This window comes from Pedobacter sp. BG31 (assembly GCF_042464845.1).
Lineage (GTDB): Bacteria > Bacteroidota > Bacteroidia > Sphingobacteriales > Sphingobacteriaceae > Pedobacter > Pedobacter suwonensis.
On the sequence record NZ_JBHNZK010000001.1, the window covers coordinates 255,159 to 275,545 of the forward strand.

Annotated in this window: 20 protein-coding genes; 12 read left to right on the top strand and 8 right to left on the bottom strand. The window is 39.1% G+C overall.

What is annotated here, in order from left to right; genetic code table 11:
- Positions 1-86: 86 nt before the first annotated feature.
- The 6 genes from ACFE6N_RS01130 (at position 87) to ACFE6N_RS01155 (ending at position 8,204) form a co-directional block, all read left to right on the top strand.
- A complete protein-coding gene (locus ACFE6N_RS01130; protein WP_378932941.1) occupies positions 87-770 on the top strand; it encodes a TetR/AcrR family transcriptional regulator in 684 nt (227 codons plus the stop codon).
- On the top strand, positions 770-2,437 hold the full coding sequence (locus ACFE6N_RS01135; protein ID WP_378932944.1) for a peptidase domain-containing ABC transporter: 1,668 nt from the start codon (positions 770-772) through the stop codon (positions 2,435-2,437). The genes ACFE6N_RS01130 and ACFE6N_RS01135 overlap by 1 nt, the downstream gene beginning before the upstream one ends.
- Before the next feature lie 11 nt (positions 2,438-2,448).
- Positions 2,449-3,756: an HlyD family secretion protein gene (locus ACFE6N_RS01140; protein WP_378932947.1), complete on the top strand. Its 1,308-nt coding sequence runs from the start codon at positions 2,449-2,451 to the stop codon at positions 3,754-3,756.
- Positions 3,740-5,146 (top strand): TolC family protein, encoded by a 1,407-nt coding sequence (locus ACFE6N_RS01145; RefSeq protein WP_378932950.1) that lies wholly within the window; start codon positions 3,740-3,742, stop codon positions 5,144-5,146. Before ACFE6N_RS01140 ends, ACFE6N_RS01145 begins: the two co-directional genes overlap by 17 nt.
- A gap of 340 nt (positions 5,147-5,486) precedes the next feature.
- Positions 5,487-5,774, top strand: coding sequence for a hypothetical protein (locus ACFE6N_RS01150; RefSeq protein ID WP_145857769.1), 288 nt, complete (start codon positions 5,487-5,489; stop codon positions 5,772-5,774).
- 111 nt (positions 5,775-5,885) lie between these two features.
- Positions 5,886-8,204, top strand: a complete 2,319-nt coding sequence (locus ACFE6N_RS01155; protein ID WP_378932952.1) for a TonB-dependent receptor — start codon at positions 5,886-5,888, stop codon at positions 8,202-8,204.
- 131 nt (positions 8,205-8,335) lie between these two features.
- Here the strand turns inward: ACFE6N_RS01155 and namA are convergent, their stop codons facing one another.
- From namA to ACFE6N_RS01170, 3 genes are all read right to left on the bottom strand, one after another.
- Complete coding sequence (namA, locus tag ACFE6N_RS01160; RefSeq protein ID WP_378932955.1) at positions 8,336-9,415, bottom strand: NADPH dehydrogenase NamA; 1,080 nt, start codon at positions 9,413-9,415, stop codon at positions 8,336-8,338.
- A 106-nt stretch (positions 9,416-9,521) separates the two neighbouring features.
- Entirely contained in the window at positions 9,522-10,511 is a 990-nt protein-coding gene (locus ACFE6N_RS01165) for an aldo/keto reductase (protein ID WP_378932957.1), read from the bottom strand.
- A gap of 2 nt (positions 10,512-10,513) precedes the next feature.
- Positions 10,514-10,909: a DoxX family protein gene (locus tag ACFE6N_RS01170; RefSeq protein WP_378932960.1), complete on the bottom strand. Its 396-nt coding sequence runs from the start codon at positions 10,907-10,909 to the stop codon at positions 10,514-10,516.
- A gap of 244 nt (positions 10,910-11,153) precedes the next feature.
- Between ACFE6N_RS01170 and ACFE6N_RS01175 the strand changes: the two genes are divergently transcribed.
- The 5 genes from ACFE6N_RS01175 (at position 11,154) to ACFE6N_RS01195 (ending at position 15,152) form a co-directional block, all read left to right on the top strand.
- Positions 11,154-11,981 (top strand): ATP-binding cassette domain-containing protein, encoded by an 828-nt coding sequence (locus ACFE6N_RS01175; protein WP_378932963.1) that lies wholly within the window; start codon positions 11,154-11,156, stop codon positions 11,979-11,981.
- Between the two features lie 3 nt (positions 11,982-11,984).
- Positions 11,985-12,797, top strand: a complete 813-nt coding sequence (locus ACFE6N_RS01180; protein WP_378932966.1) for a hypothetical protein — start codon at positions 11,985-11,987, stop codon at positions 12,795-12,797.
- A 16-nt stretch (positions 12,798-12,813) separates the two neighbouring features.
- Positions 12,814-13,188 (top strand): GntR family transcriptional regulator, encoded by a 375-nt coding sequence (locus tag ACFE6N_RS01185; protein WP_378932969.1) that lies wholly within the window; start codon positions 12,814-12,816, stop codon positions 13,186-13,188.
- Positions 13,189-13,276: 88 nt separating this feature from the next.
- Positions 13,277-14,038, top strand: coding sequence for a GIN domain-containing protein (locus ACFE6N_RS01190; RefSeq protein ID WP_378932972.1), 762 nt, complete (start codon positions 13,277-13,279; stop codon positions 14,036-14,038).
- Positions 14,039-14,165: 127 nt separating this feature from the next.
- Complete coding sequence (locus ACFE6N_RS01195; protein WP_378932975.1) at positions 14,166-15,152, top strand: alpha/beta fold hydrolase; 987 nt, start codon at positions 14,166-14,168, stop codon at positions 15,150-15,152.
- A gap of 48 nt (positions 15,153-15,200) precedes the next feature.
- Here ACFE6N_RS01195 and ACFE6N_RS01200 read toward each other — a convergent pair whose 3' ends face one another.
- The 3 genes from ACFE6N_RS01200 to ACFE6N_RS01210 are packed head-to-tail and all read right to left on the bottom strand — an operon-like array spanning position 15,201 to position 17,928.
- Positions 15,201-16,091, bottom strand: a complete 891-nt coding sequence (locus ACFE6N_RS01200) for a DUF6263 family protein (protein WP_378932978.1) — start codon at positions 16,089-16,091, stop codon at positions 15,201-15,203.
- A 17-nt stretch (positions 16,092-16,108) separates the two neighbouring features.
- The gene (locus tag ACFE6N_RS01205) at positions 16,109-16,882 is read right to left on the bottom strand and encodes a zinc-dependent peptidase (RefSeq protein WP_378932980.1); all 774 of its coding nucleotides are present in this window, start codon (positions 16,880-16,882) and stop codon (positions 16,109-16,111) included.
- An 8-nt stretch (positions 16,883-16,890) separates the two neighbouring features.
- Entirely contained in the window at positions 16,891-17,928 is a 1,038-nt protein-coding gene (locus ACFE6N_RS01210) for a Gfo/Idh/MocA family oxidoreductase (protein ID WP_378932983.1), read from the bottom strand.
- Positions 17,929-18,033: 105 nt separating this feature from the next.
- Here ACFE6N_RS01210 and ACFE6N_RS01215 point away from each other — a divergent pair, with 105 nt between their 5' ends.
- Entirely contained in the window at positions 18,034-18,384 is a 351-nt protein-coding gene (locus ACFE6N_RS01215; protein ID WP_378932986.1) for a hypothetical protein, read from the top strand.
- A gap of 455 nt (positions 18,385-18,839) precedes the next feature.
- On the opposite strand, the gene ACFE6N_RS01220 is transcribed toward ACFE6N_RS01215, so the two are convergent.
- Together ACFE6N_RS01220 and ACFE6N_RS01225 are read right to left on the bottom strand one after the other, a co-directional pair.
- Entirely contained in the window at positions 18,840-19,517 is a 678-nt protein-coding gene (locus ACFE6N_RS01220; RefSeq protein ID WP_378932988.1) for an OmpA family protein, read from the bottom strand.
- A gap of 176 nt (positions 19,518-19,693) precedes the next feature.
- The gene (locus tag ACFE6N_RS01225) at positions 19,694-20,386 is read right to left on the bottom strand and encodes an ABC transporter ATP-binding protein (protein ID WP_378932991.1); all 693 of its coding nucleotides are present in this window, start codon (positions 20,384-20,386) and stop codon (positions 19,694-19,696) included.
- Between the last annotated feature and the right edge of the window lies 1 nt (position 20,387).

Consider the following 20,387-nt stretch of genomic DNA (forward strand, 5'->3'; position numbering starts at 1 on the left):
AAACAATTGTTTACTTTATAATGACTATTACTCATCAATGTTTTACATATAATTGTATACGAAAAGACTTTATCCAAAATACCTATATGCAAATCCTATTGAAGTTTAAAATTAATGAAAGCCTGTTTCTTCGTGATCCAGAATCCAGCGAGGTTGGAAAACTGATCGTAGAAAAAGGGATCGATCTGATCCGTGAAGTAGGATTTGAGCGGTTTACATTTAAAAAACTTGCCGAAAAGATAAATTCAACGGAAGCGACCATCTATCGGTACTTTGCTTCCAAGTATCGATTATTAATCTATATATTGAACTGGTATTGGTGTTACCTGGAGTTCGTGTCAAAGATGAGTTTGCAAGAATTAGGCGATTCCACCCAGAAACTAAAGTTGATTTTAGAAATCATTACCCATAACTTCGACAGCGACTCTCAGATTGTAGATTATGATCTGGAAAAGCTCCATGGCATCGTAATTTCCGAAAGCAGTAAGGCCTATCTGGTCAAAGAGGTTGATGAGATTAACCAGGAGCTTGTATTTAGTCCGCTAAAAAGTTTTTGCCAGTTTGTGGGGCAGGTCATCTTACAGGTCAATCCAAAATTTGCCTATCCAAATGCATTGGCAAGTACGTTATTGGAAACAGCCCATGATCAGCATTTTTTTAGTGAGCACCTTCCTAAACTCGCAGATAACAAATCGAAAATTACGCACAAGAAATATGTATTAAATTATTTGAATTTTCTGGCATTTTCTGCAATTAACTCTTATCAATAATGGCACACGATCAGGATTATACCAAAAGTAGTCGAGCACTATTTAAATATATTACAAAAGAAAAAAAGGATGTAACGGCGATTTACATCTATGCTATACTAAGTGGCTTGGTACAGCTGAGCATTCCTTTAGGTATTCAGGCCATTGTAGGTTTTGTAATGGGTGCCACCATGGTGACCTCTTTATACATACTTATTGGCTTTGTGGTGCTTGGTACTTTTCTTGCAGGCTTTTTCAGATTGAAAGTGATGCAGATTATTGAAAAAATCCAGCAGAAGATTTTTGTGGAATATTCGCTTGCATTTGCCGAGAAACTTCCCAAGGTTGACCTATCAGCCAATAAGAAGTATTATTTGCCAGAACTGGTGAATAGGTTTTTCGACACCCAGAATCTCCAAAAGGGTATTTCAAAGATTCTGCTCGAAATTCCCACTGCGTTGATCCAGATCCTTTTTGGGATACTGCTGCTTTCTTTTTACCATCCCTGGTTTCTGGTATTTGGATCAATCGTGGTCGTGATCGTGATCATCATCTTTCGGTTTACTATGGCTTCCGGCATTCAATCCAGCCTCGACGAAAGTACCCATAAATATAACGTAGCCTCCTGGCTTGAAGACATTGCAGGATCGATTAAAACCTTCAAGATCAACTCTAAAACCGAAATGCATCTTTCGGGTACAGACGAACGTGTAGTAGAATATCTGGATAGCAGGACCGAACATTTTAAAGTACTGGTTTTCCAGTACAAGGCCATTATAGGCTTTAAAGTTGTTATTACTTTGGTGATGCTTGCGATTGGAACTTATCTTTTAGTGAACCAGAAATTGAATATAGGTGCATTTATTGCTACCGAAATTGTGGTATTAAGCATCATGGCCGCCGTTGAAAAACTGATTAAAAGTCTTGAAAGCTATTACGATGTAGTCGCGGCGCTGGTAAAGCTCGAAAAAGTTACCGATCTGGCAGAAGAGCCTACCGAAAACCTGGCATTGGAACCCAAGTCGGACGGAATGGAGATCAGCTTTAAAGATGTGGTGTTTTCATTCGGGGACCAAAAGCCGATTCTGTCGAACATCAACTTTAATGTCCGGCCAAATACCATTACCCTCATTACGGGGAGCCTTGGTGCCGGCAAATCTTTGCTCATGAACATGATTGCAGGATTTTACGAACCCACGGGCGGAACTGTATTTTTCGACAAAATCCCATTAAAGAATCTGGAAAAGACATCTTTAAGAGAGCACTTCGGAATGTACATGGATGATATGCAAATCATTAAAGGTACACTACAGGAGAATATCTTGTTAGGCAGAGAAAATATGGGCACCGAAGATATACTTGAACTTTCTGAAGCCATCGGCATAGATAATTTATCGGGAAATTTCACCAATGGCTTCAACACCCAATTGAGCGAAACGGATACAGAGATTTCATTTAGTTCTAAAAAGAAAATCCTGCTGCTCAGGGCATTACTTGGAGATAACCGTTTATTATTGCTGGAAGATCCATTGGACGGGATGAATGCCGATTTCCGCACCAAAATGGCAGAACATTTACGGAAACTTAAGGCGCGCGTTACAATAGTGATTGTATCAGATGCGCCAGAGCTTACGCAAATTGCAGATCAGCAATTACATCTTGATAATGGTACCATTCAAAAAATCTAATTTCGTAAGTAATGAAGCTTAAATCAGTAGACCATATTTATCACATCCATAGAGACTCTCGTGTAAAACGTTGGTTTTTCATTTTCATAGGCCTTTGTTTCATCGTATTGTTGCTACCCTGGACTCAAAATATCAAAGCAAGGGGCACGGTAAGCACACTTTATCAAGGCCAACGCCCACAGCAACTTAATTCACCAATTCCGGGTAGAATTTTAAAGTGGTACGTAAAAAACGGCGACTATGTAAAAAAAGGAGATACGCTCCTTCAATTGGCTGAGGTAAAAGAAGATTACCTGGATCCGCTATTAGTTGAGCGTACCCAACAGCAAGTAGAGGCAAAAATCGGAGTACGTGATTATTATCAGGCCAAAGTGGGCACCACCAACAGTCAACTCAACGCATTAAATGCTTCCAGAGTGCTAAAGTTAACCCAGCTAAAGGTAAAAATTGGCCAGTTAAACAATAAGCTGGCTGCCGAAGAAGCAGAACTTGCAGCGGCAAACAATGAATTAAAGCTAAGCGAAGACCAGTATAACCGCCAGAAGAAGATGTACGATGATGGCTTGGTCTCGCTTACACAGTTTCAACAACGAAGCGTATCGTTTCAAAACGTATTGGCTAAAAAAACTGTCATAGAAAATAAGCTGGCTCAAACACGGCAAGAGATCAGAACGGTAAATATTGAGCAGGATGCGGCGATACAGGACTATGCGGAAAAAGTAAGTAAAACTGAAGGCGAACGCTTTCAAAACCTGGGACAAATAGAGGGTAGCAATGGTGATATTGCCAAATTGCAAAACCAGATAGCGAATTACAAAGCAAGGCAGGGACTATACTTTGTACTGGCGTCCCAGGATGGCCAAGTCGTGTCATTAAATAAAGCTGGTATTGGCGAAATTCTTAAAGATACAGAGAGCATAGGAACCATCGTGCCAAATAAAGTAAAATATGCCGTGGAAATATATATAAAACCTGTTGATCTCCCACTGATCAAAGAAGGCCAGAATGTTATGTGCATCTTCGACGGCTTTCCAGCAATCATATTTTCTGGGTGGCCAAATTCCAGCTATGGAACATTTAAGGGCAAAGTGGTCGCAGTCGAAAGCAATATCAGTTCAAACGGTCTTTTTAAAGCATTAGTAATCGAAGATTCGGCAGACAGGCCTTGGCCTCCACAGATCAAAATGGGTACTGGCGTTCAGGGCATAGCCATTTTAAACGATGTACCTGTTTGGTATGAATTATGGCGGAATATAAATGGTTTCCCTCCTGATTATTACACAGTTAAAACTTCAAAAAGTGATGAAAAGACTAAGTAGCCTTGTTTTATTGCTAATGCTGGCTGGTCTGGCACAATGTGCCAGGGCGCAGGACACCCTAAAACTCTCGCATCAGGAATTTATAGCGGTGGTAAAAAAATATCACCCCCTGGCTTTTCGCTACCGCTTACAAAATCAAATTGCAAAAGCAGAAGTTCAAGGTGCAAGAGGTAATTTTGACCCTGTTTTGGCAGCGAAAAATGGCTTGAAAACCATAAATGGCACAGAATATTATAAAGAAAGCACTGTTGAACTTGACATACCAACCTGGTATGGAATATCATTTAACGGGAGCTATAATTACCTTGAAGGGCAGAAATTAAACAATAGCCAGACACCGGGTGGACTATATCAATTCGGTATTACTTTACCGCTGGCCAAAAACTTACTTTACGATAAACGCAGGGCCTTACTGGAACAAGCCAGGTTTGCCACTCAGTTAACAGAGGCAGAACAAATACTGCTTACGAATAACTTAATGCTGGAGGCCGAAAATACCTATTGGGAGCTGGTTAAAGCGCATGAGGTATTAAATCTGCAAAACAAGGCAGTAAAAATCAACGAAGACAGGCTGTCGCTAATCAAAAAAACATATCAGTATGGCGAAAAAGCAGCGATTGATACAACCGAAGCACTCTCGCAGCTACAGAGTTTCCAGGTCAAACAAAAAGATGCCTACCTGGAATTTGTAAAAGCCAATCAACAATTAGTTTTATTTCTTTGGCAGGAAAACCAACAGCCCTACGATATATCGCAACCGATTATTCCTAAAGAGTCTCTTACCGACAATGCAGCTTACCAAAACTATCTGTCGCTCATTAAAGAAATAGATGACTTATCTTTGTCTAACCATGCATCCATTTTGATGTATTCGAGCAAGCTAAATATATTGGAGAGTGAACGCAGGCTGAAATTTCAGAGCCTTTTGCCCAAGATAGACCTCACCTATAACTTCCTCAACAAAGAAAACTACGCTTCCAATTTTTTACCCTTGTTTCAAAACAATTATCAATATGGGTTAAAGCTGGAGATTCCCATTTTTTTGAGACAAGCAAGGGCAGATTACCGAATAGCTAAATTCAAGATCCGGCAAAACCAGCTTGATACTGATTATAAAAAGCAAGAAATAAACACAAAAATCAATAGCTATAAATACCTGGTCGTTAACTATAACCAGCAAATCAGTCTTGCATTTCAAAACACCAGTAATTACCAGCGGCTACTCCAGGCGGAACAAACGAAATATAATAACGGAGAAAGTTCGCTTTTTCTGATCAACGCCCGGGAGACCAAGCTTATCGAAGTTCAAGAAAAACTGTTAGAGTTGAGACTGAAATTTTTGAGGGGATACAATCAGCTAAAATGGACAAAGGAAAACTTCAGGATGTAAACTGGGCTTTTTAATTATAAATATACATGCCTTTAACCTACAAAATAATTTTTCAAAACATCAGCCGTAAATACAAAACATCGTGTTAAGCGCTGTCCAACTCAATCGGCCGATGGCAAAATCACTAAAATATTACTTTTTGAAAAATCTCACCTTTACCGCATCAAACTTATTACCACACTGGAAAATAGATAATTACATTAAACCAATGATCAAATATCCAGTCAAAAACATATAAAAACAATCTTACCGTTCAAATACATTTAATTGCTTCGGAATTATTATTTTTGACCCGTTGAAAAAGCATAGACAAAACATTCATCAATATTTATCAGTATTCATGCTGATCGTATTTGCTATTGCTTTAACTCCATGGAGCGTGCTTCACCATCATAATCCACTTCCTGTTGTTGAAAAAGAAGTTAATTGCAAACATGTTAGTCATGTTCAGGCCCATGGCGATACCTGTTTGATCTGTAACGCAAGTTTTGAAAAAAACTATGTGCAAACGCATCACATTTACAGAATCTTTTTATCAGCCAAAATTTTCAACCGTACCGAACCCACATTCAAGAATGCCTTTACCGAAGTAAAGCGCACTTGTTTACGTGGCCCCCCTTTGGCTTAATTCTTTCTTATAGCGCATTCGCACTAGTCAAATTATTTATCCGATAAACTAAAACCGGCTTCATTTAAGCTATTGTTTTGGCGTTTCGTTCATTTTATTTACACACAACACATGAAAAAATTACAGCTTATTGGCCTGGTAATTCTATATACATTATTAAGCAATACCGCTTTTGCTGCCCTACTTAAAGATATAAAAGGTAAGGTTATTGATGCCAGTACAAAACAAACATTACCAGGTGCTACTATTTTTATTCCTGATTTAAAGGTTTCGTCAGTAACCAATAACGATGGAGAATTCACATTAAATAACCTGCCCGCTAAAGGAAGCTACCTAATTGAGGTACATTATGTGGGCTATAAAACGGCTGTACAAGTTGTCAACCTTGCCAACGCAGCCGGGTTGGAATTTGCCTTACAACCCACCGCCATAGAAACAAAGGAAATTGTAATTACCGGAAGTTTAATCAGCAGCACAAGTAAGCGAAATAGTGCTTCATCAGCCATAGTAGGTAAGGATCAGTTATTGCAGCCTTCCACCAACTTAATCGATGCATTGGCTAAAGTACCTGGTGTATCTCAGATCACTACCGGCCCATCTATTTCCAAACCAGTAATTAGAGGCTTAGGTTATAACAGAATTGTAACTTTAGACGATGGTATTAAACAACAGGGCCAGCAATGGGGCGACGAACACGGTATTGAAATTGACCAGTTTAAATCAGACCGAGTGGAGATCTTACGTGGCGCCGCATCGCTAATGTATGGTTCTGATGCACTTGGAGGCGTAATTAATCTGTTAGAGCCGACTACGGCACCTGAGGGCCAGATAAAGGGAGAATTCATCACCAACTACGCTACCAACAACGGACTTACCGCCAACTCATTAATGTTGAACGGTAACGAAAACGGCTTTGTTTGGAGAGCCCGTGGAACCTATAAAAATGCTTATTCTTTTAAAACACCTACAGGTTATTTTCCTAATTCCGGCTTTAACGAAACAGATTTAAGCGGAATGATTGGTTTAAACAAAAGCTGGGGTTATACTCATTTAAATGTTTCCAATTTTCACAATAACATCGGTTTTTATGATCCTCATTTAGATGACAACGGGAATTTTGTAAGAGAAGATGGTAGTGCTTTCACTAACAATGACTATAAAAGCCGTAGTTTAGAATATCCACGCCAGGACATCAGGCACTTCAAAATCGCCTTAAATAACAATTTCATTATCGGTAACGGCAACTTAAAGACTGATTTTGGTTATCAACAGAATCAGCGCCGTGAACTGGAAGACGGCCCAGATCCATCATTATTTTTCGATCTTAAAACTTATAATGCTGATTTAAAATACTACATCCATGAAACAAACGGATGGCAACCTGTATTTGGCGTAAGCGCTGATGCAGGTCACAGCGAAAACAAGGCAAATGATGAGTTTTTAATCCCGGATTATGATACTTATGGTATTGGTGTTTTTGCTTATGCCAAGAAAAACTGGGATAACAGCACTTTTAGTATTGGTGCGCGTTATGATTACAGAAAGAATAACGGAAAACAATTATTTGTAGATAATGAAGAACAGTTCGCACCTTTTGAGAATAAATTTTCTAACGTGAGTGGTGCATTAGGTTTTACTCATCAATTTAATGAAGAATTAAACTTTAAAGCCAACGCAGGTTCTGCTTTCCGTGCGCCAAATCCCGCTGAATTAGCTTCAAATGGTGTACATGAAGGAACATTCCGTTATGAAATAGGCAATCCTAATTTAAGCCCGGAACGCAGTTACCAGGTAGATGCGGCCTTAGAATACGAAGGCAAAATTGTGAGTGCCAGCGCAAGTGTATACAATAATTATGTACACAACTTTATTTATGCATCCACAAACGGAGAAAGAATAGATGCTGAAGGTAGTAATTATCCGGTTTACCGTTATGGCCAGGTAAATGCCAATCTTTATGGCGCTGAAGCCAGCTTAACCATCCACCCTGTTCCGTTTATCCATTTTGAAAATACTTTTGGCTATGTTCATGCACACAACAATAGCTTAGATAGGCCACTGGCTTTCATACCTGCCGGAACATTGAGAAATGAACTGCGTTTTGAGCCCAAACTTAAAGGTACAAATGATGCATACCTTTCTGTAGGAATTAATTCAGCATTTAAACAAACCCGTGTAGATGAAGTTTTTGAAACGCCAACCAGCGGTTACACTTTATTGAACGCAGGCATAGGAGCAACTTTTAACCTGGGCAAACAACCAGTTAAACTTTCAGTTTCTGCAAATAACTTGTTAGATCATAAGTATTACGATGCACTGAGCAGATTAAAACCGGGCCGTTTAGATTCGGAAAACCTTAATTTAGGTGTTTACAACCCAGGTAGAAACATTACTTTTGGATTGTATATTCCTTTTACGGTGGCTAAATAGATAATCATCACTAAAGACAAAAAGCGGAGTTGATCGATGAGATCACTCCGCTTTTTATTTATTACATTTAAGATGAATCGTCACTCCGCCCGAAATGACGGTAACTTGAGGGAGCGTATTGCCAGCTCAAACTACTTCTTAAACTTTTCCCTTTTCGCCCTCACATACTGGTTTGGCCATTCCACGTCATCTCCGAGAACCTGCGCAGCATGCGTTGGGAAATAAGGATCACGTAATGATTCACGCGCAATAAAAATCAAATCGGCTTTTCCCTGTTCCAAAATCTCTTCAGCCTGGCGGGCTTCAACAATCACCCCAACTGCACCGGTATAAATGCCGATCTCATTCCTGATTTTATCAGCAAAAGGAACCTGATAATTTGGTCCGGCAGGAATAACAGCATCAGGTACATTTCCACCAGACGAAGTATCAATTAAATCCACGCCACGATCTTTTAGCACCGCAGCCAACTGCAAAGAATCATTTTCATTCCAGCCGCCCTCTGTCCAATCCGTTGCCGAAATTCGGACGAATAACGGCAGCTTATCTGGCCATACCGATTGTACGGCTTCAACCACATCTATAACCAAACGGATGCGGTTTTCGAAACTTCCGCCGTAAACATCCGTACGTTTATTGCTCAGCGGACTGAAAAACTGGTGCAATAAATAACCATGTGCAGCATGTATTTCTACAACTTTATAGCCCGCATCAAGTGCACGTTTTGCAGCTGCCCTGAAAGCAAAAACAATATCCTGAATTTCTGAAATGCTTAATTCGTGTGGCTCCACCTGGCCGGATTTAAAAGGAATTGGCGAAGGTCCAACCGGTTTCCAGCTATTTTCACCGGCAGCAATTTGCTCACCACCATCCCACGGTACCTCACAGCTGGCTTTTCTGCCGGCATGCGCCAATTGGATTCCTGCAACAGCACCATGATCATGAATAAAGGAAACAATCTGCTTCAGTTTTTCTACATGTTCATCTTTCCAGATGCCTAAATCGGCATAAGTAATTCTTCCATCGGCAGTAACCGCAGAAGCTTCCTGAATAATCAATCCGGCACCGCCAACGGCTCGGCTCCCTAAATGTACCAAATGCCAATCGTTGGCAAAGCCATCAACAGCAGAATATTGGCACATCGGCGAAATCACAATTCTATTTTTTAAGGTTACATCCTTTATGGTAAAAGGAGAAAATAATTTCGACATATCTTCTTTTGTTTAACCGCAAAGGACGCAAAGTTTTCTTGCGAAGAAATCAAAAGCATTAACCTCTGTATCCTTTGCGTATTCCTTCTTTTCTTTGCAGTTGAAGTTAAAAACCAGCTTTCTCTAATTCGGTATTAATGAACCGAATTTCTTCAGCGTTTAATTTTACGTTTACCGCTTTTGCATTTTGTACAGCCTGTTTTTCATTTCTTGCACCAACTAACGCGATGGTAATACCCAGGCGTTCAATCGTCCAACGCAAAACCAATTGAGATAAGGTCGCATTTTTTTCATCAGCCAACGGCTTTATTTTGGCCAGAAATGCATTCGTTTTTTCGATACTTTCAGGTGAGAAAAATTTATTCCCCTGACGGTGATCACCCTCTTCAAACTTGTAATCAGCGGTCATTTTCCCGGTTAATAAACCGCGCTCCATTGGGCTGTACGCCAAAACAGATTTATTATTTTCGATGCAATATGGAACCGTTTCCGCTTCAACACCACGGTTTACCATGCTAAATGGAATTTGGTTGGAAATAATTTCCAGGGTCTGATCTGCCTCTTTTAATTGCGCTACATCATAATTGCAAACCCCTGCGTAGCGAACCTTACCCTGCTCAATTAACCTGCTCACCGCTTCGAAAGTTTCGCTGATCGGGGTAGTAGAGTCTGGCCAGTGGATCTGGTAAAGATCTATATAATCGGTACCCAAACGCTTTAAAGATTGTTCGCACTCATAAATTACACTTTCTTTTCCGGCATATTTATAAATATCAATGGCTGCGCCATCATTGTTTTTACTCTTAAAACCAAAATCGCCTTTTGTTAAATCCCAACGCATCCCGAATTTAGTTACCACTTGCAGTTTATCGCGTGAAATGCCTTTTATGGCATCACCTACAATTTCTTCACTATCTCCCTGACCATAAATGGGTGCGGTATCAATTGAAGTAACCCCTAAATCATAACTGGCTTTAATGGCATTAATTGCATCGTTCCTGTCTGTGCTTCCCCACATCCAGCCCCCGGCGGCCCATGCGCCAAATGTGATTACTGATAGTTCTAAATCTGAATTTCCAATTTTTCTGTATTCCATAATTATTTTTTAATGATGTGATCCACCGCATAACTATTATACGGTAAGTAAACGAGTAGTACGGATAAAAACGCCACATGAATAAGTTGCGAAGGCAGCGCTTCCCAGTTTTCAATGAGGGTGGTTCCGAAAATCAACATCAATGAAATTGCTCCTGCCAACAATAATCCTTGCCTGGTAAATAAACCCATTACAATCATCAGCCCTGCTATCAATTCTGCAAACGGCAAAATATAACTGAAGGGAACGACGAGTGCATCGGGCAAATATGATCTAGAAAATTGCCCTACCATCCAATGGCTAAAAGCGGCAAGTTTTGGTAAACGAACCAAACCATGTCCGAAAAAACTTAAACCGATTGCTAATCGACCAAGCAGATATGCCCATTTTTTATCCATACAACATTGATGTATTACAAACATACAATCTGAGCATGAAGGATGTTTTAATGCGGGAATGATTAGACTGATATTTTACCTTTCAATGGCGGAGCCCCAGGGAAAGGCGCCTAGCGTTTGGCGTTTAGCGTAGGACGCACCGCATGAAAACACCATCCGATCAGCGCTAAACTTTTTCCTCAAAAATTTGGAGATAACAAAATTAAATTATACTTTAGTGTATTATTTAACTAATACAGTAGGTATGATCAATATTAACAATCTTAATTTTGGCTATAATAAACATAAGCCATTATTTAAAAATATGAGCATGCGGTTAAGCAATGGCCATATTTATGGTTTGCTGGGTAAAAATGGCGCCGGCAAATCAACTTTATTAAAAAATCTTGCAGGTTTGGTGTACGCACAGGGTGGCACCCTGGATGTGATGGGTTACGATCCGGCAAAAAGGCAGCCCGCACTATTAGAACAGATCTGTTTTATACCAGAAGAATTTTACCTGCCTTCGGTAAAAATTGGCACCTACCTAAAAGCCAATGCTCCTTTCTACAAAAACTTCGATCATAGTTATTTCAATGATTTGATCAAGGAATTTGATATTCCGGTTGAACAGAAACTCATCAATATGAGTTATGGCCAAAAGAAAAAAGTAATTATTGCTTTTGGATTGGCTACACAGGCCAAACTGGTCATTATGGATGAGCCTACCAATGGTTTGGATATTCCATCAAAGGCGCAGTTCAGGAAAATTATGGCATCAGCCATGACGGATGAGCGTTGCATCATCATATCTACCCACCAGGTAAGGGATTTAGATAACCTGATTGACACGGTAATTATGCTTGATGAGAATGACATTGCCCTTAAAGCTACAGTACAGGAAATTACGGAAAAACTGACCTTTAAAAAAGTAAAAGAGGTTGACGACAGCATCTTTTATGCTGAGCCATCCCTCTCTGGTTACAATGCCGTGATGCCAAATTACCACCAGGAAGAAAGTAAATTAGATATGGAGCTTCTTTTCAATGCCATACTTGCAGAAAAAATCAAATTTAAACCTTTATTCAGTTAAGCGATGAACAACACTTTTAATATGAATCGATTTGGCTTATTGCTTAAAAGACAATGGCTGGAATTTGGAAAAATTTACCTAATGAGTCTGGTGGTACTAACCGGAATTATAATTGCCTTTTATTTTTTTAATATCCCCGATTTAAACCGGTCACTTTATAGATGGGACGATCATGGTCATGTTCAGCTGGGTTTTCGACTACCTACTTTTATGGCTATCGGTTTCCTGTTCTTAACCATTGTTGCCAGTGCCTATTTTAATGCTTTCGGTCAAAAACCAAAGGCCATTATGGAATTAATGACACCAGCCTCCGTTACCGAAAAATTTATTTGTGCAATTCTCTTCTCGACCATTCTTAGCCTCATCAGTTATCTGCTTATTTTTTACATAGTCGATGCGGTTTTTTTAAATTATTTCAATGAGTTATGGCAGCATAATAAAGCTACAAACTACAATACGGGTAAGCTAACCGCAGTTTCTTTTAGCACATTGTTTGATGATTTAACTTCGGAAAGAGAATTTAAATTTTTCTTTGCGCTTCCCTTCTTCTTTTCAAGTATTTTCTTGTTAGGTTCAATATATTTTAACCGATTTCATTACATCAAAACCGCATTATCGGTAACAGCGCTATTTTCATTTATCATTTTCATAACCATCAAGTTTGGAAATTTGATGACCGAAGGTAAAACGCGCGTATATGCTGTAGATTATTTAGAAAAGGATTTTGTTTTTAAAATCTTTTTCTGGTCATCCGTTGCGCTCAGCTTGATTATATGGTTAATCACTTATGTTCGCCTTAAAGAAAAAGAAGTTTAAATTTAACGGTATCGATATGGAATTTAGAGATAATAAGGCAATATACCTTCAGATTGCAGAATACGTTTGCGAACATATTTTGCTAGGAAAATGGAAAGCCGACGAGAAAGTTCCCTCGGTAAGGGAACTTGCTGTAGAAATGGAAGTAAATCCCAATACAGTCATGCGCACCTACGAGTTGCTTCAAAATAAAAACATCATCAAAAATAAAAGAGGAATAGGCTTTTTTGTAGATGAAGCTGCAACTGAACAGGTAAAAAGCTACCGAAAGCAACAATTTATAGCAGATGAGTTACCTGTAGTGTTCAGGAATATTTACCTGCTTAACATCGGTTTTGATGAACTTGAAAACCAATACAAAACGTTCGTAAAAGAAAACTTTAACACTTAAAATCATGAAAACAAGTAATAAATTACTCATCGCACTTGCAGTGCTGCTGATTATTATCCCGATAATTGTTGTGGCCGTAAATGTCAAAATGAATTACCGCACCAGAACAAGTGATAATTTTGTAGAAGAGCAAGAGATAAATGAAGAACCCTTTGAAAGGATGAGTAAAGACAGGATTTCCATCCCTCTTAAAACACCTTTCTCAATAGTGGATATTCCTGATGCAAAAAAAATATACTTAGAGTTACATTTTATAAAAAGCACACAATCAGGGGTTAAAATACCTTCATATCTGAAAAATAATATCGCTTTTAACATTAATAAAGCAGGGATGTTACAAATTAACTTTAGCGATAAGCTTAACAGGTCAGGCAACCATCGCAATAGCCTTGTGATATTAGTTTACAGCCCAAATATTGATAAACTAAACCTGAATAATGCTTCCAGTACTGTTTTAACGGCAAAAACAGACAGTCTGGATATCAATGTGAAAAATTCAGGCCAACTAGCGTTTGGTTCACCAGTCACATTTAGTACAGATGGAAAAATTACGAGGGTAATCAACCAAACTGAAATTAAGAAATTAACCATTAACTTGGATAGTACGGGATTCTATTCGGGAAACAACAACTACAAGAACTTAAATATTATCTGCAAAAATTCAACCGCTAACATTGAGGGTGCTGAGGAAGAGGAAAACAAAAGCGTCGAAAACTTGACTGTTAAAACATTTGAAAAGTCTGAAATCACAATAAACAAAGTTAATATCAACAAAATTTCAGGAAGTTTATCAGATGAAACCAAAGTTCAGATGCCTGTAAAATATTTGAAACAGATGCTTAAAGATTAATTCGAAACGCATAAAGCTTACACATCTATTCATCGGTCATGTAAAAAAGGCATGATTTTTAAGCTAACTAATTGGCAAAAGTTTAACTTGGGCCAATTAGTTTAGTTTTTACATCAAAACCAGACCTGTGAAGAAGTTTTTCATTTTATTTGCCATCTTTTTATTCGTTTTTGGCCAGCTCAAAGCACAAAAAACAGATACATTGTCCATCACATTGGATAATGTAAAATATCCCTATCCGGTTAAATATTTCCCGATCAATACGGAAGGACAGGATATTAAAATGGCTTATATGGATGTTGCCCCCACTTCAAATGCCAATGGCAAAACAGCTATCCTTTTTCATGGAAAAAACTTTGGCGGCTACTATTGGACCAACGTCATCAAAGCCCTCACTAATATCGGCTATCGGGTAATTGTTCCTGATCAGATTGGCTTTGGTAAATCGTCTAAAGCATTTATCCATTACAGTTTCCATCAAATGGCTACCTGGAACAAAAGACTTTTAGATACGCTGGGCGTCCAAAAAACCGTAGTTTTAGGCCATAGTATGGGTGGAATGCTGGCTACCCGTTTCGCCCTGATGTATCCTGAAAGAACAGAAAAGCTTTTACTTGAAAATCCGATCGGATTAGAGGATTATAAAACTTTTATCCCCTACATTACCACAGCACAACAATATCAAACCGAGCTTAAAACTACCGCAGAAAGTATTAGAAAATATTATCAGGGTTCTTATTTTACTTACTGGAAACCAGAATATGAATATTTGGTCAGCATTGCCGGCGGAGTTACCAATAGTTCAGATTATCCACGCTGGGCTAAAGTTGCCGCATTAACTTACACGATGATTTATGAGCAACCTGTGGTATATGAATTTCAGAATTTAAAAGTGCCCACTGTTCTATTCATCGGTAAGGAAGACAAAACCATTGTGGGAAAAAGCTTACTTACACCAGATCAGAAAGCTTTACACGGGCAATATAAGTTTTTAGGAAAGCAAACCGCAGCCAAAATTATAGGCGCTAAAATTATTGAGTTTGATGCTTGTGGGCATATCCCTCATATCGAGATTCCTACGGAGTTTTTGGTGGCGCTAACGGGTAGTTTATAGTCTTTAAAAGACCTCGCAGGTTTTTGAAACCTGCGAGGTCTGAATCAATTAATTAATCTCTTTCCCGGTAATTTTATTAATGCCCTGCATTTCAAAATCGATATCCTGCCCCATCGATTTCATCTTTCCATACAACTCCACACGCAGGTGGCTGTTCAACACAATACCGGTTTTGATATCTAAAGAGGCCTCTCCGGAATTGGTTCCTTGTAAATCTGTTTCCATTTTGTTCCCCATTGCTTCAAAATTGCCTTTTGAAACCAATGTCCCTTTTACACTGAGGATGGCAATACCGTCTTTCACTTCTTTGAGCGTGTATTGCGTAATCGTTTCAATAGGCATACTCATTTGCATTTTAGTGTCAACGGTCCAGCTATCGCCTATTTTAACTGCCTTATCAGGATAAATTTTAAATGACGATTCCATTGTTTGCTTCACAATTTCATTGCTAAATTGTTTACTTAGTGCATTTTTAATCTGCTTAACTTGGCTGGTATCGTTAGTCATCCTTATTGCCATATTATCCAACATCTGATCGATGCCAGCAACAGTTTTAATCGTACCGCTTGGGCTGATCGTCATATAAAATGACGCCCCTTTCAAACCGCTAAAAGGATTCTTTTTTGTGCTATCCTGATCATCGGAGCTTAATGTCATGGCATTTCCCATCGCATTCGACTTCATATACAGCCTGTTGTAGGTTACCTTTAGATCTTTATCGCCATTATGTCCCTCAGTAATATCAAAAATGTAATCTGTGCCGATGGTTTGTGTGGAATTAATGCTTTTCCCGGTAATTTTTTGATTGATAATCTGATCTGAAACAAACGAAAAATCATACTTGTTACCTGTCGGATAATTCTGCTTAAGCACATAGGTTTTTTGCGCGCATACAACGAGCGAAGTTAAACTGAAGAGTAAAGTGAATATTATTTTCATCTTTTTTATTGATCAAACTATCCGGCAGGTTGCTGGGCAAAAATGCGACTTAACTGAAAATACAATTCAGGGTGTTTATCTTTTAGCTGCTCGGGTTTTTCGAAGAAATATTCCGATACCACCGCAAAAAATTCTGCCTGGTTGGTGATGGCGTAAGGATTAATATCCGACTTATTATCTTCAATTTTTTCCATTTCCTCATGCATCATTTTAATCCAGGGTAAAGTGTACTCATGTGCCAGTAAATTTTCAGGAACACCGTCTGTTGCCCCATCAGATTTATCCAAAAGATGCACAAATTCGTGTATGGCAGTATTTTCCTTGCCTGCACTTTTAGAAAAACCGTGGCGCAATGCCGAACGCGATAAAATCATCTGTCCGTTCATATAACCTGTGCCCACCATGCCCATGATATTTCTTTCGCCACTATCAAACTGAAAATCCTTGTTAAAAGTATCCGGATACAACAAAACGCTGGTTAGGTTTTTGTATTGCCAATCGTCAAAACCAAAAATAGGGATTACTGCACTAGAAGCAATCAGCAATTCATCCAATGTGGTCATTTCTAAACCAACCGGTTCGATTTTAACCGTACTGAAAAATGTAGCTACCTTTTCTTCAAACCTAAGTTTATCTGTCGAATCAAGATTATGGTAATAATCCACATAATCATCCAGTATTTTCTTGTCTACATCGGTTAGAGGCGTTACCGTTATCTTTTTTTTCTTCAGGATTAAATACAGGGCAATCAGGAAAATTGGAATCAGGTATATAAAAGGGAGAGAATTCATGATCAGGATTATGCTGTTACCGGACTTTCTATAATTTCAATTTGCGTTAAAACGTCTGCTCTTTTTACCGGGTAGGGTTTATTATTGATTATCCCCTGATAAATGGCTTCGAAAAGTGGTAGATAACTCCCTACCTCCGATGGAATGTTCTCCTCGGTTTTCTTTCCATCAGTATCAATGGTCGTTAATAAACCATCTTTATCTGCAGGCTCAATACCATAACCCGGATCAGTTAATTTCATGCCTGCCAGCAACTGTTCTTCCTGAATATCGGTTCTTTGTTTAATGAAGCTGCCGTTTACGCCATGTAAAACAAATCCTGGCTGTGGGTTTACCACCAACATGCTCGAAGTAACAAAAACATGCAGGCTATCAGGGTAAGTCAGTTGAATTGAAAAGTAATCATCTACCAAAGTACCTTCCCTGTTTTTACCCAAAATTTTATGGTAATTTAAAGGTTTGCCAAACAGGCTGATTACCTGATCTAAAAGATGAGGCCCTAAATCATATAGGAGTCCGCTGGCCTCAACGGGGTTCTCTTTAAATTTCTTTGGTCCGATTACGTTGCGGTAACGATCGTAACGTAAATGCATTTCGACCAGCTTACCTAGCTTACCACTTTCTATCACCTTACGTACGGATGTAAAATCGCTGTCCCAGCGACGGTTCTGGTAAAAGAAGATCTGTTTGCCTACGCTATCAGCCAGCTCGAATAGCTCTTGGGCCTGTGCGGTTGTTGCAGTGAAAGGCTTCTCCACCAAAATATGTTTGTGTTTACTTAAAGCTGCTTTTGCATGTTCGTAATGAAGATTGTTTGGGGTATTAACTACCACCAGTTCTATTTCGTCATCATTTAATAGTTCCTCAACACTATTATAGCTTATAATAGCCGGATAATCACTTACTGCGTTTTTATGGCTGCGTTCCACTACAGCCCTTAAGTTAAAGCCGCTGTGTGCTTGCAAAAAAGGGGCATGAAACACTTTACCCGACATACCATAAGCTAATAAACCCGCATTAATTGTTTTGTTGCTATTTGTATCCATAGGTTATAAATGTAACCAAAAATACCGTTACCATTCAAGCCCCCATGTTAAAAAGCCTAAACGTTTTACTTAAGGCTTACACGTTTTTGCACTATCTTTGCGCTTATGAAGCCATCGGAGATTAATGCCAAGTGGAAAGTTTTACAGGAAAGGATTTCAACCGAATTTGAATCAGATTTTCCTGATTTAAAGGTGATGCTTTTTCTAATCGGCGTTCAGGAACTGGGCAAAGGCCCGAAAAAATACAGTAAGCGCCAGAAAGAAGAACTGATGCACATTGCCACCTGTCGTTTATTAAGCGAAATGGGATTTTATGAACTCGAGGGCTTAGACCAGGATGGCTGGCCACACTGGAAATTAATTAAAGCCATTCCGCCCTACACCATGTTGGAGCAGGAAATGTTGATGAAATCGCTTGTAGTAAGTTATTTTGAGGATATTTATCCTGCAGATTAATTTATAGTGGTGTTGGATGTTCCCATCCGACACAAATCTATATTTATTTCCCCGTGCTGTCAGATATTTCTATCTGACACTATTTTACTCAACCAAAAGCTAACATCAGACTGCGCAGCATGCATCGTGGTGCTGGATTTTACCATCCGGAACAAGCTTATTTAAAATCCCGTTTAAGACATTTTGTTGGTACAACTATTTAGGATTGCAGGGGGGTAGCATCGAAGCAAAAACCCAATATTAACTAAACCTGACAGTAGCGGGCACCGACCGTAGGGAAGGTAAAGCGGATGGCGGGATTACCGCAACCTATAAACACAGGAACCTGCTTTCCAAAAACCAAAGAAAAGTATTATCCAGTGTCAGATGGTAACATCAGACACCACAAAAAACCCCAGTGGTTGTACACCGGGGTGAATATATATTGACCTCATAGGTAGAGGGAATCCGTGATATTAACCTTGTTTTTGTGCGGTAGATTTTAAGGCATCATTTGCAACAATTACGATTTCTACACGACGGTTAGCTGCACGGCCTGCATCAGTGTTGTTATCTGCAATTGGCTCAGAAAAACCTTTACCAATGGTAACTAATCGTGAAGATGGAACACCTTGAGAAACGGCATAAGCTTTAACTGCAGCCGCTCTTCTTTCTGAAAGCCCCATGTTATATTGTTCGGTACCACGACTATCGGTATGGCCGATAATTTTGATATCTGTATCAGGGTATTGGTTTAACGAAGAAGCTAAACTCTGAATATTGGTTTTCGCTGCGTCTTTTAAAGCAGTTTTATCAAAATCGAATAAAATACCACTATCAAATTTTACAATGATACCCTCACCCTCACGGATCACTTCTGCATTAGGAATAGCTTTTTGAATTTCAGCAGCCTGTCTGTCCATCCTACGGCCGATAAAAGCTCCGGCTGTACCACCTATTGCCCCACCGATTAAAGCACCAACGGCTGTATTACCTGCTTTTTTACCGATTAATGCGCCAACTACACCGCCGGCCGCTGCGCCAATACCAGCACCTTTTTGTGTTTTAGTTAAACTATCACAACTTTGGAATGCCATCGATCCTACGGCTAATCCTATACTTAATGTGGCTATTCTTACTTTTGAAATACTCATGATATGCTAGATTTATAATTTCCACCAATATATTCAAACACAATGCCAAAAATATATAACGCTCGGTTTTCAATACATTTTTACCACTACCCCTGATAAACCGCAATTCTTTTCGCAAAAAAAAGTCCTGATAAATCAGGACCCTTGACATACATTGTATCAATCTTAGTACAAAACTAAGCGGAGAAATAACTTTCCAGTTCTTTTAATGTGTTTTCGTCTGTTTTAAAATCTTTGATTACCTGCCCTTTTTCTACTAACACGATGCGATTGCAGACATCGGTAACGTGGTTTAAATCGTGACTAGAGATAAAGGTTGTCATGTTGCCCGCCTGTGCCTTTAACAAGTTCTTCAAACGGATCTGGGTGGTTGGATCAAGGTTGGCAAAAGGTTCATCCAAAATCAATATTTCGGGCTTTTGCATCAAAGCGGCAGCAATACCTACTTTTACCTGGTTCCCCTTACTGAAATCGCGGATGTATTTCCCACTGTTCAGGATTTCACCATTAAAAAACTCACCATATTGGTTAAGGTATGCAGAAACATCTGCAACGCTTAAATTGTGTAAACTTCCGATAAAAATAAAATACTCTTCAGGTGTTAAATAATCGATCAGGAAACCTTCATCCAAAAAAGATGCGATATAATTTTTCCAGTTATCGTTTTGCATTACATTTTCGCCTTTGGATAAAACCTCGCCTGAAGTTGGGCGGATGAGATCTAAAAGCATCCTAAAGAAAGTAGTTTTACCTGCACCGTTATTCCCTACTAAACCAACGGTTTCGCCGGCCGTAATCTGCAGATCTTCGATGTTTACAACGGTTTTATCGCCATAAACTTTTTGTAATTTCTTAACTTCTAAAATCATA